Here is a 17,717-nt window from a genome sequence, read left to right as displayed (position 1 = left end):
AACCAGCGCGGGCAACCGGCTGACAAAGGTGCACCAGGTGCCAGGGGACTTGCAGTCCCCTTGTCGCTCTCCATGCCCATGGAACGGTAGTGGACTCGCCGAGCGCGAGCCTTGTGTGCTGCCGCCTTGCCCTCCGGGGCCCACGGCAAAGGAGCCAATCCTCCCATGTGTGGAATCGTCGGTTACGCGGGCGACAAGCCCGCCGTCCCAGTATTGTTGCGCGCCCTCAAAGACCTCGAGTACCGGGGGTACGACTCCGCCGGCATCGCGGTCCTCGACCCGGGCGAAGCCGGAGCGCTTTCGGTAACGAAGAAGCAAGGGAAGATCGCCAATCTCGAAGCTGCGATCAGTGCCGATGCCAGCGCCGCGACGACCGGCATCGGCCATACTCGCTGGGCGACACACGGCAAGCCGAGCGACCAGAACGCGCACCCGCACCTGAGCTGTGGCGGCGAAGTTGTCGTGATCCACAACGGTATCGTCGAGAACTACGCGGAGCTCCGTTCGGAATTGGTTGCGCGCGGACACCAGTTCCGAAGTGAGACGGACACCGAGACGATCGCCCACTTGATGGAGGAGCGGGTGAAAGCTGGGGAGTCCCTCCTCGATGCGCTGCGCGGCAGCGCCGGCCTACTGGCCGGTTCGCAGGCCATTGTCGCGATGTCCCCGGACGAGGCGGGGGTGATGGTGGCCGCGCGACTCGGCAATGCCGGCGGCGTGGTCATCGGCTATGGCGAAGGTGAGATGGTACTTGCGAGCGACCTCGCCGCGGTCCTTCCCGTAACGCAGCGTGTCGCCTTCCTGGCGGACGGCCAGTTCGCCCGCATCGACAAGCTGGGCGCCAGCTTCGTGAACGTCGCAGGAGAAGCGCTTCAAGTCCCGGTGAAACGGATCCCGATCGACCCGGTGAGTGCCCTGAAGGGCGACTACCAGCACTTCATGCTCAAAGAGATCATGGAGCAGCCCGAAGCGCTTTCGGACACCATCTGGAGTCTCGCGACACTCGAACCTGCGGAGCTGTATCTCAACGACCTCGGCGCCGCCGCTGAGCGACTCGCAGGGGTGCAGCGCGTCGTGCTTATCGGGATGGGGACTTCACTTCACGCGGCGATGATCGGCAGACACTACTTCGAGCAGTTCGCGGGCGTGCCTGCGGAAACCGACAACGGCAGCGAATTCCGTTACCGCGACCCGGTACTGGGCCCGGAGACCCTGGTGGTTTCCGTGAGCCAGTCCGGCGAAACGGTGGACGTCCTGGAGGCGATGGCGATCGCCGGTGCGAAAGGCGCCCTCCAGGTGACCATCTGCAACACCGAGGGCGCGCAGACGGCTCGAGTTGCGGAGGGGGCGGTCTACACACGGGCCGGGCTCGAACGCGGCGTCGCGAGTACCAAGTGCTTCACGGCCGCCGTGGTCGCCCTGTATGCGCTGGCGCTGAAGCTAGGCCAGGCGAAAGGGAGGCTTTCAGCCGATGAGGTACGCCGCCGTTTGGCCGAGCTAGCGAAGGTGCCCGACGCAGTCGCACGGGTACTCGCGGACGCGAAGCGATACCAGCGCCTAGCGAACGACTACGCCACGACTCAACACCTCCTCTTCCTCGGCCGGGCGCTGGCGTATCCGGCGGCACTCGAGGGTGCGCTCAAGATGAAGGAGATTTCCTACATCCACGCCGAGGGCTATGCCGCCGGCGAGATGAAGCACGGCCCGATAGCGCTCATCGACCCGTCATTCCCGACGATCGCCATCGCGACGAAGCATGCGTTGCGTTCGAAGATGATTTCGAACGTCGAGCAGGTCCAGGCCCGCGGCGGTAAGGTCCTCGCCATCGTCACGGAGGGCGACGATGAACTGGCGAGACTCGCAGATGGGGTGGTCACGATCCCGGAGGTTTCGGAGCTTCTCGAACCAATCGTCGCATCGATCCCGCTCCAGCTGTTGGCGTACTACGTGGCCGTCCATCGGGGCTGCGATGTGGACCAGCCAAGGAACCTCGCGAAAACGGTGACTGTGGAATAGTCCTTCGTTAAGCGTGAAATATTTCCCGCTGGCGGGGGTGTGCATCCCCGCCAGCGGGCTATAATGCGGCGACCGAAGTCATCGGTCTGCGCTATGCGGAAGCCCCGGAGGTATAGGCAGATTGGTTAGCTTGACTCGTTCGGTGGTTTGGTTTTCCGAGGTGGGCCGGGACGATCTCGGCCTCGTCGGTGGCAAAGGCGCCAACCTCGGAGAACTCACGCGCGCCTCGATTCCGGTGCCCCCGGGATTCGTCGTGACGGCCGACACGTATTTTCGATTCATCCAGATCAACGCCCTCGAGCCGCTCATCAAGAAGGACCTGTTTGGGCTCGATGTCCACGACTCGCGCCAACTCAACGAGCGGGCGGCGTTAATCCGCCAGAGGATCATCGAGGCTCCGATGCCGCGGCATATGGCAGAGGAAATCATGGACGCCTACCGCGAACTCGGCGAAGGGGCCGTTGCGGTGCGCAGCTCAGCCACCGCCGAGGACCTTCCCGAAGCGAGCTTCGCCGGCCAGCAGAGCACGTTCCTGAACGTTGTCGGCCCGGAAAACGTCGTCAAAGCCGTCCAGGCCTGCTGGGCTTCGCTGTTCGAGGGCCGGGCGATCTTCTACCGCGAAGAAGCGGGCTACGACCACACAAAGGTCGGCCTCGCCGTCCCCGTGCAGCGCATGGTCCAGTCTCAGAAGTCCGGCGTTATGTTTACCGTTGAACCGGTGACATCGGACGCGACGAAGATCACGATCGAAGCCGTTTACGGCCTCGGCGAGGGAATCGTGTCCGGCGAGATCTCGCCGGACCTCTACCTCGTGGACAAAGAATCCCTGCAGATCCTCGATACGACCGTTGTCGCGCAGCCCCGGATGATCGCGAAGACCCAGGGCTCGGACGGCGGCCACGAGGGTGCGAACTCCTGGATGGACGTGCAGGAAAACCTTCGCGAAGCGCAAAAACTCACGAACGCGGAGATCGTGGAACTCGCCCGCATCGGGCGTTCCGTCGAGGAGCACTACGGGCACCACCAGGACATCGAGTGGGCCTACGAAGACGGCAAGTTCTACCTGACGCAGGCACGCCCTGTGACCACGATGAAGGCGGGCCACGACGACCAGGATGTGGGGGAGGCCGAGGTAGCCGCCGTGCTGCTCAGCGGACAGCCTGCGAGCCCCGGCGTTGGCGTCGGGACCATCCGCGTGGTGCACGACCCTCGGGACATCGACATGGTCAGGCCTGGGGATGTCCTGGTCTCTGAGATGACGACGCCCGACTTCGTCCCGGCGATGAAGCGTGCTTCCGCCATCATCACCGAGCGGGGCGGCCGGACGTGTCATGCCGCGATCGTCAGCCGTGAGCTGGGAATCCCGTGCGTGGTTGGCGCCCACAACGCGACAACCGCCCTCGAGGTCGACCGGGAAGTCACGGTGGACGGGTCGGACGGCAAGGTCTACGCCGGCCGTGCCGAGGCCCGACTGGCCTGGTACGAGCGGCAGAAGGTGAAGTACGCCGCGGCTTCAGCGCTCAAGACCACGACGCGGCTCTACGTGAACCTCGCCGAGCCGGAGCTGGCCGAGCGCGTCGCTCAGCGGAGCGTGGACGGAGTTGGGCTCCTTCGCGCCGAGTTCATCGTGGCGCAAATAGGCACGCACCCGCGCAAGTTCATCGAAGAGGGAAACGGGGCGGAGTACACGCGCCAGCTCGCCGAGGGCATCCGCGAGTTCTGCCGCTCGTTCACACCGCGGCCGGTCGTCTACCGGCTCAGCGACTTCAAGACGAACGAGTATGCAAACCTGCGCGGCGGCGCCCAGTATGAAGCAACCGAAGAGAACCCGATGATCGGCTACCGTGGGGCCAGCCGGTACATCCGCGAACCGGACATCTTCAAGCTCGAAGTCGAAGCGATTAAGGCTGTCCGCAGGGAGTTCAAGAACCTGTACGTAATGGTCCCGTTCGTCCGGACGGCGAGCGAATTGAAGGGCGTGAAGCAACTCCTCGCTGAACACGGCCTGATCCGGGGCGACGACTTCAAGCTCTGGATGATGGTCGAGGTCCCTTCCAACGTGATCATCCTGGACCGGTTCATCGACGTTGGTATCGACGGCATTTCGATTGGGTCCAACGACCTGACCCAGCTCGTGCTGGGGATCGACCGCGACAGCGAGGCGCTCGCCGAGACGTTCGACGAACGGAACGAGGCCGTGATGGCAGCGATCCAGACCGCGGTGACGGTTGCGAAACGCCGGGGCATCACGGCGTCGATCTGCGGGCAGGCGCCCAGCGTCTACCCAGAGGTCACGGAGAAACTCGTCGAGTGGGGAATCACGAGCGTGAGCGTCAGCCCGGACATGATCGATCGGACCCGGGAGATCATCGCGAACGCCGAAGTAAAGCTTGGGCGCGCTCCGAAGCCGTAACGCGGAGCGCTGACTCGGGGCTGTCAACGGGTTCACGACGGACACTCCCATCGGGCAACGGTGGAAACGCATCGGCGAGATCCGGAACCGGCAACAGGTGCGTTCACGCTGCCGCCGTAGAATGTGCGTGTGGACTTGCACCAGGTACGGAGAAGGCTCGAAGGCGACGAACAGCGCCTGAGTCGCTACGCGGCACGCACTTCTACGAGCCGGGGCCGCGCCAGGCCCGAGGCCCCGTCACCGGTGCGCACTGACTACCAACGCGACCGCGACCGAATACTCCACACCAAGGCCTTCCGGCGGCTCAAGCACAAGACGCAGGTCTTCATCGCCCCGGCGCAGGATCATTTCGTCACGCGGCTGACCCACACGCTCGAAGTCGCGCAGGTCGCCCGCACCATCACGCGGGCGTTGAACCTGAACGAGGACCTGGCCGAGGCCGCGGCCCTGGGGCACGACATCGGACACGGACCATTTGGCCATGCCGGCGAAGAAGCCCTGGCGGCGTGCCTGCCCGAGGGATTCCGGCACAATTACCAGTCGGTGAGAGTCCTCGACAAGCTGGAAGGCAACGGCCAGGGACTGAACCTTACTTTTGAAATCCTCGACGCGATCGGCAAGAGCTCGAAGACGCGCGACGATATCTTCGCGGAAGGCTGGGGCGTGCCGGAGACGCTCGAAGGGCAGGTCGTAAAGACGGCGGACGCCATCGCCTATGTGAACCACGACATCATCGACGCCATCCGGGCGGGCCTCATCACCGAGGAGGATCTGCCGCACACCGCGAAAAACGACCTGGGCCGCAGCCATTCGGAGCGGCTGAACACGATGATCTGCGACATCGTCGAGGCGAGCTGGGCCGCGACGGGGGCCGGCGAAAACCCCGTCATCCAGTTCAGCCCAAGGGTCCATGCCGCGGCGAACGAACTCCGGGAGTTCATGTTCCGGCGGGTGTACCTGTACGACTCGACCCTCGCCGAGGCCGAGCGAGGGAAAACCATCGTGACCTTTCTCTTTCGCCACTTCGTCGCGCACCCGGAGGGGATTTCGACGGACTACTCACTCTCCGACGACCCCGTAGAACGCCGTGCCGCGGACTACGTCAGCGGGATGACCGACCTGTTCGCGATTCGTGTCGCGAAGGAGCTCGGTTGCGAACAGGCGCTTGGCTGGCGCGGGCATTCAAGCGGTTAACTTCACGTTAGCTTTGCGTTATGTCCGGGGCGTACTTTGTTGCTGGTAGATCGGGCCAGCCAGATACTCGCAACACCCGCATGAGTGATCGTTACGGCACGGACTACCCAGAAGATGAGCCGATCATCGGCGGCGGTTACGCACCGCCCGCTCCGCCGCCGCTCACGCCGCCCGGACAACCGCAGTACGCCGGCACGGGGGCGGGTTACGAAGACGACGGCGAGGACGCACTCGACTCCTACGAAGATGATGAGTACGACGAGGACGACTACGAGGATGATGAGGACTCGTACGGGTATTACGACGAGTACGAGGATTCTGCTCCCGCCCGCCAGCCGATGTTCTACGTCTTCGTCGCGTTGGCCGCCCTCGTCGGCGGGATTGTTGTCTTCCTGCTCTTTTCGCTGGTGAACAACGGCAACGGCGGAAGCCCGAGCGGCGGAGGGGACACGAAGTTCGCAGTCTCGATCGATTCGCCGCCAAAGGACAAACGCGTCGAAATCGGCAAGATGGAAGAGGTCATCGTCCAGGCTTCAGCGACGGAGGCGATCACCCGCTTCGAACTGTTTGTGGGAGACAAGCTCACCGACACGGTTACGGTGAGCGAGACGCCAGCCGACAACAAGTATCGCGCAGTCATGAAGTTCACCCTGACTGCCCGGGGTAATTACGACCTGATGGTGCGGGTGACGGCTTCGAGCGGGGCGACGAAGGAGTCGAACAAGGTGCGGGTGATCGCGATCGAACCGGTGGGTGAGCGCCCTCAGACGATCAAGGGCAAAGTAGTCGCGGATACGACGCTCCGGTCTGGCCCCTCGGAAACGTACCCCGAGTCGGGCACGTTGAAGGCCGGCACGGAAGTTACGATCCTGGGCAAGAACAAATCGGTCGATTGGCTGTTGATCGACTCGGCCCAGGGTCAACGGTGGGCGAAGCGAACAGCGATTGACCCGCTCGATTCGCTGGAGCTTGTGCCCGTCCGCGATGTCACGCCGACGCCCGCCCCGACGCAGGAAGCCACCAGCACCAGTATCCCGTCGCCTTCCGCTTCAGCGAGCACCAGCCCGACGGCGAACCCGAACGCTCCGGACTTCGTGCCGACGAACGCGGTCCTCATCGAGGGAGGGGCCAAGCTCCGAGTGACGGTGCAGAATGTCAGCACCAATGCCTACAACGGCCCGCTCGTCATCGGCGTGAGCGGGGACATCGCATCGAGTGAGCTGGCTATCGATGCGAAGCTCGCCGGAAATGGTGGAACCGCCACCGTCGATTTCGAAGTCGCCCCGCCGATCACCACGACAGGCAAGAAGGCAGTAGTCAGCGTCGACCCGAAGAACGCTGTGAAAGAAGCGCGCGAAGATAACAACGGCGCGACGTTCGTGCTGCTCCCGCCGGAGGAGTCTCCGGTCATCGTGATCCAAACGCCGACCGTTCAGCCATCGGCCATCAGTATCACGGTCCAGAACACGGGCGGGGCACTCGCCGCGACGACAGTCACCGTGCGTGTGAAGCTCGGTTCTTCGGTCACACTCGAAGAGAAGAGCATCGCGCTGGCGAAGAACCAGAGCGCGACGTTCACGGTTGCACGGCCCCAGGGGACGGGTGAGGCCACGGCGGAAGTGGTCATCAACGGCCAGGTCGTCGCGAGCGCCCAGTTCACGATCTCGCCGTGACGTAACTCCGGGCCGGAGGTTCAGACCGCGACGGTGTGCCCGCAGCGCGACACCTGAAGTCGCGTGCGCCCGTAGCATGGCCCTTGTGGATGTGGTGGAGACGATCAAGCGCCAGGTAGACCCGGTCGAGTACATCGGCCGGGTATCACCGCTGCAGAAATCCGGACGCAGCTTCAAAGGCCTCTGCCCCTTCCACACCGAGAAGACCCCCTCGTTCTACGTGTTCCCCGACCGGGGGACGTGGCGCTGTTTCGGCACGTGCGGAGAAGGTGGCGACATCTTCACGTTCGTGCAGAAGCGGGAGAACACGGATTTCCGCGGGGCACTGCGTGTGCTGGCGGCGGAAGCGGGAGTCGAACTCGTCGCGGAGGACCCGCGCAAACGGTCGCACAATGAGCGGCTCGCCGCGACGATGTCGGCTGCTGTGGAGTACTTCCAGCGGTGCCTGCGCGAGCCGGGCGGCGTCGAGGCCCTGCGTTACCTGAGAGAGAAACGCGGGCTCGAAGAGCGCACAATCGAAACGTGGCGGCTCGGCTGGGCGCCCGATGATTGGCGAGGCCTGCGAGACTTCCTCCGCAACCGGGGGTACGAGGACCGCGACATGATCGGGGCGGGCCTGCTGGTCGAAGGCGAGAACGGTCGTGAACCGTATGATCGGTTCCGGGGCCGCGCGATCATCCCCATCGCCAACGAACGCGGCGAGTTCGTCGCGATGGGTGGGCGTGGCCTTCACGGCGAGGAACCGAAGTACCTGAACTCCCCTCAGACCGAGATCTTCGACAAGGGGCGAACGCTGTTCGGGCTCAACATCGCCGCCGCCGGTATCCGCGAGAGCGGCACGGCAGTGGTTGTCGAAGGCTACATGGACGTCATGGGGCCGTGGCAGGCCGGGTTCACGAATGTAGTCGCCACGATGGGCACGTCGCTCACCGAGAACCACGCGGCAATGCTTCGCCGGTACGCAAAGCGGATCGTTCTGGCGATGGACCCGGACGCGGCGGGACTGGCAGCTGCCGAGCGGGCAGGCGGACTGGTGCTCGGGATCGAATCGCCAGAACGGATGGGACAGGCAGTACGCGCGGCGGACACGCTCGTGAACGCCAACCAGGTCGAACTGCGAGTCGCGCCTTTGCCGGCGGGGAAGGACCCGGACGAGATCGCTCGCGAAGACCCGGAACGGTGGCGGGCGGCGATCGATGGGGCGGCGACCTACCCGGAATTCCTGCTCAAGCGGATCATGGCGGCGGAACCGGTCGAATCCCCCATGCAGGCGCGCGCGACCGTCGACCGCCTGCGACCAGTGCTGGCGGCGGTGAGCGACCCCGTGGAGCGGGCGATGTACGTGCAGCGCGTGGCCCGCCACCTGGGGATTAGCGAAGACGCCGTGCTTGAACGTCTGCGGTCGGCGCTGGTCTCGCGGCCTGGGCCGGGCCGGGCCCAACCAATCGTAAACCTCCCCCTCAACCCCGAAGACGTGCTTCTTGCGCTGCTCATCAGGCACCCGGCATTGCGGCAGTTCTTTCGCAACTACCCGCGATCGCTGTTCAGTGGAGCGCTCGAGCGCGAAATCTTCACCAGGTGGCTCGGCGATGAGGACTTCGCTCGCCAGTCAGGGGACGATGACCCGGTTGTCGCCCGTGTCCGAATACTGGAGAAGAAGCGGTTGCCGCCACTCACCGAGGCCGAGGCCCGGCAAGCGGCGCAAGAGAAGGTCCGGGAGATCCTGAGAGACCGGATCATCCTGCACCAGGCCGCACGGGCGGAGGAACTCGCGGACGCGGAACGGACGCTGGGGGCCAACAAGGTGGCCGAGCTGGCGATGGCTGCGTGGAGAGGGGGCATGCCCGGAGAAGACGACCGCAGCCTTGCCGAAGCGGTAATCGAGGAGCTCCAGCTCGGTCTCAGCATCCATCGACGCGAAGGCCCGGGCGCTGTTTAGCAGTTGCTAAAGTGAGATTTTACAATTCGTCGTGAATCTAGAAGGCGTTTCCTGTTCCGCAACCGTATTGACACCATTCGGTCACTGCCGGTATTAAATACCGGCCGGTCGCAAAACGGCCGGTGAGTTTGAAGCGGGAGGTGCCATAGTGGCAAAGCTCCGGACGCTCCTCGTACTTGGTGCTCTGGCTGCAGTTGCTGTCGTTTCCGCGGCAGTTCCGGCCCTGACGATCACCTGGTAACTGGGGCACAACCCAAAGGGAGAGAGGGCCGCAAGGCCCTTTTTCTCTGTCCCGAAAACCTGGAGCCCTACGAGCCCGCTACCTGCCCGGCCGCGTCATCCACCCTGCGGTACAACAACTCGGCATCGATGAACCGGGCGACGGATTGGGCGAACTCCAAAGCCGCTGCCGGCGGGAGCCCGCGTTCCACCGCCGCGCGTGAGAGGGAGCCAAGCCGCTCCTCTACGAAGCGTTCGACGATCCCGCGGATATGCGCCTCGATGGCCGCGGTCCGCCACAACTCCGACATCAGGGCGGCGTGCTGGGCATCGCCCGCCAGGCCGAGGTAGTGACGGGCGGCTTCCATGGGGCTGCTACCGTCGCGGACAGCGCCGGCGACGCGTTCCAGGCGCCACTCAGCCTGTTCGAGAAGGCTTGCGAGCACGCCCAGGTAGAGTTCCAGTTTGGACGGGAAGTGGGCGTAGACGGCGCCCTTCGAGAGGCCAACCGAAGCGGCAATCGCATCGACGGAGGCGCCATCGTAGCCGCGGCCGGCGAACGCGGATGCGGCAGCCCGCAAAAGGGCGGCCCGGGTCCTAGCTCGCCGCTCTTCCTGACGCATCGCTGTCCTGCCTCCACGCAGGGAGGTACAGGGGCTTGCGAGTCGCCCCGTCGTCCTCTTCCCGCCACCGTGGGAACGCTGCTTCGAAGGCCTCGACAACCTCTGGATCGAATTGCGTCCCGGCGCAGCGCAGTATCTCAGCTAGCGCTGCGTCTGGCGACTGACCTTTACGGTACGGGCGATCGGAGATGATGGCGTCGTACGTGTCGCAGATCGCGAAGATGCGGGCTCCCAGGGGAATATCCTCGCCTTTCAGACGGCGTGGATAGCCGTCGCCGTCCCAGCGTTCGTGATGGGCAAGGACGATCTTCGCGGCGGGGCGCAAATACGGCACCTGGGCGAGGATGCGGTAGCCAAGGGCCGGATGGCGCCGCATGAACTCCCATTCCTCCTCGGTCAGCTTGGCCGGCTTCAAGAGGATGGCGTCCGGGACGCCGATCTTGCCGACATCGTGCATCAAGGCACCCCGGTAGACGGTCAGCAGTTCCTCGTCGGTGTTGATCCCGAGCATCTTCGCCATATCGAGCGAGTGCTGGGCGACCCGTACGGAGTGACCGCGCGTCTCCTGGTCACGAACATCGAGCGCAGTCACCAGTGATTCGAGGGTGCCTGTATAGGCGTCCCTGAGTTCTTCCGACATATCGCGGATCTCAACGTAGGCGTGCTGCAACTGGTCATTGGAGCGTTCGAGACGCATCACATTCTCGCGAGTGCGTTCCACGAACTGGGCGATGGCGTAGCGCGAAAGGAGTAGAGGGAGCCCGAGCACGAGGATAGCGGCGATCCCGAGCTCCCCGTACACAACGGCCAAACCGCCAGCGACCAGCCCGAGCACCAGGTAGTGCGGCAACAGCCATGCAAAGTTCTCGCGGTATGCCGCGCGTACCGAACGGCCGGAAGTCACACTGATGATCGCCGAGACCGACCATGCATCGATAGAGAAGAGGATACCGGCGCCGGCGATCCCGCCCGCGAGCGCCGAAACGGGCTGGCGAAGGTCCCACTCGGTGCCGGTCGCGCCGAAGTAGCTCAGCGTCCATCCCGCGACGGCCGCTGCCGTCGTGGCATGCCCGAAGTTGAAGACCAGCTTCCTGGGATTTCGGGAGGCTGTGAAGAAGCCCGTCATCGCTACCGCGGCGGCCGCCAGCACACCGCCGATGGGTCCGAAGAGGATGGTGCTCAAGAGGCTCCCGACGAAGCTGACCGAGACGCGCCCATCGAAGTAGAGACGGACGGAGAGGACTTCGCACAGCGCCGTGATGAGGACCATGCAGGCGAGCGCGAACGGCTCCTCGATCATCTGGCTGAAGAACGCCAGCGTGAAACAGACCGAGCCAGCGAGGAACATGGTCGCGATCAACCAGTCTTCGCGCCGCTTGTGTTCACTGTTCGAGTTCATCTCATAGGTTGTATCGGACAGGTTCGTGTCGTTTGACAGCGCACGCTTCGTAAAATAGTTGCGAACTGGTGGCCAAACACCAGATCTTCCGGGGGGCGGGCGCGGAAAAGTGGACGGGATTGATGTCTTCCAACAGGACGCCCGTCAGATTCGCGTCCGGACTCCGCAGGGTGTCCCATGCCGTCTGCTGCGGCCTCAGTCCCGGCGGAAGGTGACAACGGTTTCAATTGAGTGAACGCTAAGCGGGTTCGGTCACGGGCCGTCCTCTTCGATTCGCGTAGACTCGCGCAATGGCACGACCTCTTGACGGCATCCGAATCCTCGACTTCACCCGGTACCAGCAGGGGCCGTTCGCGACCGTCCTACTCGGCGACTTCGGCGCCGAGGTGATAAAGGTTGAAGACCCCGGAGGCGGTGATTTCGGCCGCCGCATGTTGAAGGAACCGGATGGATTCAGTGCATTCTGGGAAGCGCTGAATCGCGGCAAGAAGTCGATCACGCTGGACATGCGGCAGGCCGAGGACCGGGACATCGCGCTACGCCTCGGCGAATCGGCCGATGTGGTGGTCGAGAACTTCCGACCGGGGACGATGGACGGCTGGGGTCTGGGCTACGAAGCGTTCAAGGCGCGCAACCCGCGGATCATCTACGCACAAGCGACGGGGTGGGGCACCAAAGGAGCGATGGCGACCCTTCCATCCTTCGACCAGATCGCCCAGGCCTACAGCGGATTCGCCCAACACAGCGGGGGCGGCCCGGGACATCGCCCCGAGGTGCCCTACCCGGGCATCGCCGACCAGAGCGGCGCGATGAACCTGGCGCTTGGCATCATGACGGCGCTGTTCGTGCGCGAGCGGATGGGGATCGGCCAGAAGGTCGAGGTATCGCTCCTCGGCACGCAGATCGCCCTGCAGAGCCCGGACATCCTGCACTTCCTCCACTTTGGAGAGGAACGTGCGCGGGAGTTTCGAGCCTCCCCCACCGTCGGTCACTACGAGTGCGCCGACGGCACCTGGATCATGATTGTCGGCATCGATCAGAAGTTCTGGCCGCGAATCGCCAGGGCGCTGGGCCTCGAAGAACTTATTGACGACCCGAAGTTCGCCCGCGGCTATCCCCGGGCTGTGAATAGGGAGGAACTCCAGGCACGGATGGAGACGGCGTTCCGCTCCGCACCGGCGACGCACTGGCTGGAACGACTGCGGGGCCAAGACGTCCCGGCCTCGGTTGTGCAGGACTACGCCGCTCTCGTGCAACAGGAACAGCCATGGGCCAACGGTTACCTGGTGGAACAGGAACATCCGCGATTTGGGCGGCAGCGGGTGGTCGGGACGCACATCCACTTCAGCGAGACACCGGGCGAAGTGGGCGCCCCGGCCCCGGAACTGGGTGCGGATACGGAGGCCGTGCTGGCACGACTCGCCGCGAACGGCCGGACCGGCTCGCCGTAGTCATCCGGGACACCTGCGGAGCTGTCGGCGCCAAGGCTCACCGGGCATTAAGAGTGCGACTCGATGAACGCTACGGGTTCAAGTCGCCAGTGGCAGGGCCACGGCCGCCCGCGAAAGCGAAGCCCATTGTGGCGAGTGCTTCGCGAAGGGCTGCCGCCTCACCGTCCGGGGCAGTGCCGGCCAGAACGCGGGAGGCCGCCTGGTCGAGCAAGTCGAGCGCTGCCGGCGCCTGGAAGTCATTGTCCATCTCCGCCTCGAACGCCCGTTGGAGCGGACTGGCCGGAGCGCCAGCGGGTTGCACGGCCTGCGCGCTGGCGGCGGCCTTCAGCCTCTCGTAGCGGGCCGTAAGGGCGTCCATGTCTCCAGAGTGGTAGTTGGCGTCCTTGCGAAGGTGTGTGTTCAGAAGATAGAGACGAAGGTGGTCCGGCTCATAGGTCTGCATCAGGACGCGGGCGAGGACGAGATTCCCGAGTGACTTGCTCATCTTCACACTGTCCAGCTGGAGCATTCCGTTGTGAAGCCAGTGACCGCAGAACGGCGCCGGGCCGTAGGCGCATTCAGCCTGTGCGATTTCGTTCTCGTGGTGGGGGTAGATGAGGTCGCTTCCGCCGCCGTGGATGTCGATCTGCGCGCCGAGGTGCTTCACCGACATGGCGGTGCATTCGATGCTCCAGCCCGGGCGGCCGGGACCCCACGGGCTATCCCAACTCGGGTCCCCGGGGTCGACTTCCTGCCAGAGCAGGAAGTCCAGGTGGCCGCGCTTTTTCTCGGCACGTTTCGACTCAGGGTTTTCGAGTTTACCAAGGGCATCGAACGAAAGGCCGTTGAGAGCGCCGTAGCGATCGAAGGTGGCCGCTTCGAAGAAGACGTCACCGCCGACGACGTAGGCGTTGCCGTTTTCGATGAGTTTCGCCGTGGCTTCGATGATCTCCGGGATGTGGTCGGTCGCGTAGGGGTAGGCGTGCGGACGGAGAACGTTCAGGCGGTCGAGGTCGGCACGGAAGATCGCATCGTTTTCGTCGCGAATCTCCGCGATGGGTCGCCCGCCCTGACGCTTCGACACCATGATCATGTCGTCATCGATGTCGGTAACGTTCTGGACGTAGCGGGTGTTGAACCCCTTGTAGACGAGGTAGCGGCGCAGGGTGTCGAACTGCACGTAGGAGAAAGCGTGGCCGAGATGGGTGACGTCGTAGGGCGTTACGCCGCAGACGTACATGCTTGCGCGGCCGGGGGTGACGGGCCGAAAGTCGCGGATCTCTCGGCCGAGCGCGGAATAGAGGCGCAGGGTCACTGCATGCTCCGAAAAGGTGTGCGATCGAGCGTAACAGAGGCTGCCGGGGCTTGCCGAAGCATCACGTGAGCGCTCCGCCGGCGAGCAATGCCGCCAGCTCGTCATCACTGAGCTCGAGCAGGCCCGTCATCACGTCGAAGGTGTCGGCGCCGGCCATGTGTACCCCTTCGTACACATCTGGGCGCGCCCCATTGAACGTCGCCGGGAAGCGGTCGATCGGGTACTCACCCCAGTTTTCGGCTACCGCTGTCCCGAAATATGCGCGAGCCTTCAGCTGTGGGTCACGTGTTGTCAGGTCCTCAGCATTCTGCACCGGCCCAGCACAGATACCCGCTTCCTGGCACATGGCGGCGATGGCGTATCTGTCGCGAGTTGAGGTCCAGCGTGCGACGGCTTCATCGAGTGCGTCCTCGTTCCGGACACGATCGGCATGCGTTCGAAAACGCTCGCCGGAGACAAGATCCGGATCGAGTCCATCGAGAGCTATGAACCGGCGCCACTCGGCTTCACCCCGAATGGCTATCGCGATCCACCGGTCATCTCCGGCGGCGGGATAGATACCGTGCGGCGCCCATGCCCCGAACGGGTGGCGGTTCCCGACGGGTTCGGGATCCACCGAGTTCGCGAGGTAGTCCAGAAGCGCCGGGCCCATGAGCCCGAGGCCAAGTTCGTACTGCGAGAGGTCGATGGTGAGGCCCTCGCCCGTCCGGTCGCGGTGTTCCACGGCCTGGAGGGCGGCGAACGCGCCGGCGAGGCCGCTCAGGTGGTCCGTTAGCGAGAATCCGTAGCCCATGAGGTGGTTGCCGGGCGGGTTCGTGAGATACGTCAGTCCAGTGAGGGCGTGGATCGTAGGGGCGAAGGTGACGAAGCCCTTCCAGGGTCCGTCCTGGCCCATTCCGCCCATAGAGACCACGCTCACGCCCGGGTTCACGGTAAGAAGGCCCTCTCGATCCAGTCCCCAGCGCCTAAGTACCCCGGCGCTGAAGTTGTCAATGATGACATCCGACCTGGCGGCGAGGTTGCGGGCGACTTCGCGGCCCTCCTGAGTCGCCATGTTGATGGTCACGCTCTTCTTGTTCCGGTTCCACATCGTGTAGTAGGGGTGGTCGGGCGTGTTCGCCCCCCCGCCGCGAGACGCAGTGCCGACCTTTATCACCTCGGCTCCAAGATCACCCAGGACGCGTGTGCCGAACGGGCCCGCCAGCACGTGGGTGAAATCCATGACGCGGAGGCCATCGAGTGGCCGGGCCGGATCGCAATGGAGGCGGGAGCCGTCCCGCGGGCGAGGCAACCACTGGACGCTCCCGGCTGCCATGGCCAGGCGGGGACGTCCCTCATCGGCACTGGTCCGGAGGAACCGTCCCGGAAAGGGGACCGGCCCAAACCCCGGTACATCAAGCGGTTGGAGATATTCCCGTGCTTCGATCTGGGGGCTCTTCGTGAGGGCCTCCTGGATGCTCCAGACGACTCCGAACGGCTGATGCCGGCGTTGCGCCTCGAAGAAGAGATCCTCGCCCGGCTTCGTCCTGGTCCAGTCCCGGAGCACGTCCATGACGTAGGGGATGTCGCGGACCATGGCGACGACATTGGGGTACTTGGCCGGGTTCCCCAGATCCTGGGCGGCGCCTTCTTCGAGCAACCACGGGAGCAGGACGTCGGCGAACCTCAGGGCGGCCGTCACCATCACCCCGTGCCCGTCCGAAGCTTCGAAGACTTCGTACGCGTTGCTCCAGTGGAGACTGCCCTGGCGGGGAGCGATAGCAGTGTTCCAGACGCCATCCGGGAAGAACCATTCCATGAGGACTTGTTCGGTACAGCTGATCAGCGCCTCGTGCGCGGACAGGTCAACGTGCTGGTAAGCGCCGCTCTTTCTCGCGGCGCGGAGTGCAGCAAGAACGCAAACGGCGACATAGAGACCGACTGTGTGGTGAGACTGGTTCCCGTAGCCGGAAAGCGGCGGCGTGTCGGCGTTGCCCGTTACCGATGCCGACCCGGAGAGCGCGTTGGCGACGAGGTCGTTCACCCGCCAGCCAGAGAGCGGTCCGCCGACGCCCATCGGTGTCACTGAAAGGTGGACGAGGGCCGGGTTCGCGGCGGTGAGCTCGGCTGGAGACACCTCGGCGGCTCCGATGGGCCAATCCTCGATGAGGACGTCGGCGCCGGCGATGAGTTCGAGAAAGCGTCCTCTGCCGTTTGCCTCCCGGAGGTCCAGTTCAAGAATGCGCTTGCCCGCGTTGTACCAGGTCTGCTGGATGGAGTTGCCAGACGTCCCGAAGTAGGGCGGCTCGGCCGATAGCGGGTCCCCTCCGGGAGGAATCAGGCGCACCACGTCGGCGCCGGCATCGGCGAGCAACCTCCCCGCCAAGACTCCGTTCCAACCTGCCGATTCGATAACGCGAATGCCCGCGAGGGGCGACGAAGACACCATGGGGAAGGATTTTACGGGAAGGTAACAAATTGCAATTTCCCGTCTATTATGTCGCCTAGTTCATCGGCGAGTGCCCGAATTGTGTCTGGCGAACTCCCTTGTGTGAGGTGTTTCATTGCAAAACGCGGCACGTTTCCGGGTTGTGCATGCCAAAACCGTGGGTTAGGGTGCCAAAAGCCCTCAGGGGAACTGAAGCAGGTGAACTGATGCCGTTGTCTCAACACCGGCCGGCCCTGGCAGCCATCCTGGTCGCCGTTGCAGCCGTCCTCACCGCTCTCGCGGCCTTTGCCCATGCGAGCGCGGCTACCACTTCGACGAACCCGATCGTCACTCGCGCCCTCCGTGACCTTGGCACGTACCAGGGGGAGTGCTGGACGTGGATGAAACAGGTTGTCCAGGATTCGACTGGAGCGAAGGTCGGATTCGATTACCGCTTCGGCTATCTCGACGCCGGGGCCGTGGAAGTTGCTTTGAAGGACGCCGGTCCGGGCGACATCATCCAGATCGCCAATGATGCATGGTCTACGGCCGACGCGGATTACGACGGACTCCATACTGCCATCATCATCTCCGTTAATCGGGATGGGACCTTCGAGATCATCGATTCCAATCAGAACTGGGATGGCATGGTCAACCTCCGGTCGGGCTACGACCCTGCCGCCCGCGCAGCCGCCAAGGGTCTGAATTTCCACGTGTATCGCTTCGGCGCGGGCTCATCGAGTGTGCCGGCGAAGCCGATTGTCACGGTTGCCGGGCCCGTCGCTGCAGGCGACCTGGCGCGGGTGAACACACCTGGCGACTGCCTCAGGCTGCGGAATGCGCCGGCCGGCACCATCACCCACTGCCTTGGGCACAACACCCAGGTCACGGTGACGGGCGCCTCGCAGACGGTGGACGGTGTTGCATGGGTCCCGGTGAGCACGGCGGCCGGCAATGGCTGGATGGCAGCAGCTTTCCTTCTGAAGGAAGTGCCCCAGGCCTCGGCGGGGCCCTCCGGATCCGGGACGGTCACCCCCCTGCTGCGCTATCGCTCGTTCGTGACGGTCGCGTCGGACTGACCTACCGCGC

11 protein-coding genes are annotated in these 17,717 nt (G+C 64.4%); 7 read left to right on the top strand and 4 right to left on the bottom strand.

The genetic code is table 11. The annotated features are described in order from the left end of the window. The first annotated feature begins 165 nt into the window (after window positions 1–165). The 5 genes from glmS (at window position 166) to dnaG (ending at window position 9,235) form a co-directional block, all read left to right on the top strand. A complete protein-coding gene (gene glmS, locus IPG14_RS04985; RefSeq protein WP_343391078.1) occupies window positions 166–2,016 on the top strand; it encodes a glutamine--fructose-6-phosphate transaminase (isomerizing) in 1,851 nt (616 codons plus the stop codon). Window positions 2,017–2,158: 142 nt separating this feature from the next. Then, entirely contained in the window at window positions 2,159–4,429 is a 2,271-nt protein-coding gene (gene ppsA / locus IPG14_RS04980) for a phosphoenolpyruvate synthase (protein ID WP_343391077.1), read from the top strand. 129 nt (window positions 4,430–4,558) lie between these two features. Continuing rightward, window positions 4,559–5,623, top strand: a complete 1,065-nt coding sequence (locus IPG14_RS04975; RefSeq protein WP_343391076.1) for a deoxyguanosinetriphosphate triphosphohydrolase — start codon at window positions 4,559–4,561, stop codon at window positions 5,621–5,623. A gap of 80 nt (window positions 5,624–5,703) precedes the next feature. Beyond that, on the top strand, window positions 5,704–7,296 hold the full coding sequence (locus IPG14_RS04970; protein WP_343391075.1) for a CARDB domain-containing protein: 1,593 nt from the start codon (window positions 5,704–5,706) through the stop codon (window positions 7,294–7,296). An 85-nt stretch (window positions 7,297–7,381) separates the two neighbouring features. After that, on the top strand, window positions 7,382–9,235 hold the full coding sequence (dnaG, locus tag IPG14_RS04965) for a DNA primase (protein ID WP_343391074.1): 1,854 nt from the start codon (window positions 7,382–7,384) through the stop codon (window positions 9,233–9,235). 308 nt (window positions 9,236–9,543) lie between these two features. Here dnaG and IPG14_RS04960 read toward each other — a convergent pair whose 3' ends face one another. Together IPG14_RS04960 and IPG14_RS04955 are read right to left on the bottom strand one after the other, a co-directional pair. Next, window positions 9,544–10,077, bottom strand: coding sequence for a helix-turn-helix domain-containing protein (locus IPG14_RS04960; RefSeq protein WP_343384476.1), 534 nt, complete (start codon window positions 10,075–10,077; stop codon window positions 9,544–9,546). Next, on the bottom strand, window positions 10,052–11,476 hold the full coding sequence (locus IPG14_RS04955; RefSeq protein WP_343389595.1) for an HD-GYP domain-containing protein: 1,425 nt from the start codon (window positions 11,474–11,476) through the stop codon (window positions 10,052–10,054). Before IPG14_RS04955 ends, IPG14_RS04960 begins: the two co-directional genes overlap by 26 nt. 290 nt (window positions 11,477–11,766) lie before the next feature. Between IPG14_RS04955 and IPG14_RS04950 the strand changes: the two genes are divergently transcribed. Further along, window positions 11,767–12,927 (top strand): CoA transferase, encoded by a 1,161-nt coding sequence (locus IPG14_RS04950; protein WP_343391073.1) that lies wholly within the window; start codon window positions 11,767–11,769, stop codon window positions 12,925–12,927. Window positions 12,928–12,997: 70 nt separating this feature from the next. Here the strand turns inward: IPG14_RS04950 and cysS are convergent, their stop codons facing one another. Together cysS and IPG14_RS04940 are read right to left on the bottom strand one after the other, a co-directional pair. Next, the gene (cysS, locus tag IPG14_RS04945; protein ID WP_343391072.1) at window positions 12,998–14,221 is read right to left on the bottom strand and encodes a cysteine--tRNA ligase; all 1,224 of its coding nucleotides are present in this window, start codon (window positions 14,219–14,221) and stop codon (window positions 12,998–13,000) included. Window positions 14,222–14,282: 61 nt separating this feature from the next. After that, complete coding sequence (locus tag IPG14_RS04940) at window positions 14,283–16,649, bottom strand: CoA transferase (RefSeq protein ID WP_343391071.1); 2,367 nt, start codon at window positions 16,647–16,649, stop codon at window positions 14,283–14,285. 206 nt (window positions 16,650–16,855) lie between these two features. On the opposite strand from IPG14_RS04940, the gene IPG14_RS04935 reads away from it, so the two are divergent. Then, entirely contained in the window at window positions 16,856–17,707 is an 852-nt protein-coding gene (locus IPG14_RS04935; protein ID WP_343391070.1) for a CHAP domain-containing protein, read from the top strand. The last annotated feature ends 10 nt before the right edge of the window (window positions 17,708–17,717 follow it).

Source organism: Candidatus Amarobacter glycogenicus (genome assembly GCF_016704105.1).
Lineage (GTDB): Bacteria > Chloroflexota > Dehalococcoidia > Tepidiformales > Tepidiformaceae > Amarobacter > Amarobacter glycogenicus.
The sequence above is the reverse complement of the archived record's forward strand: the minus strand, read 5'-3'. Positions and strand labels throughout refer to the sequence as shown.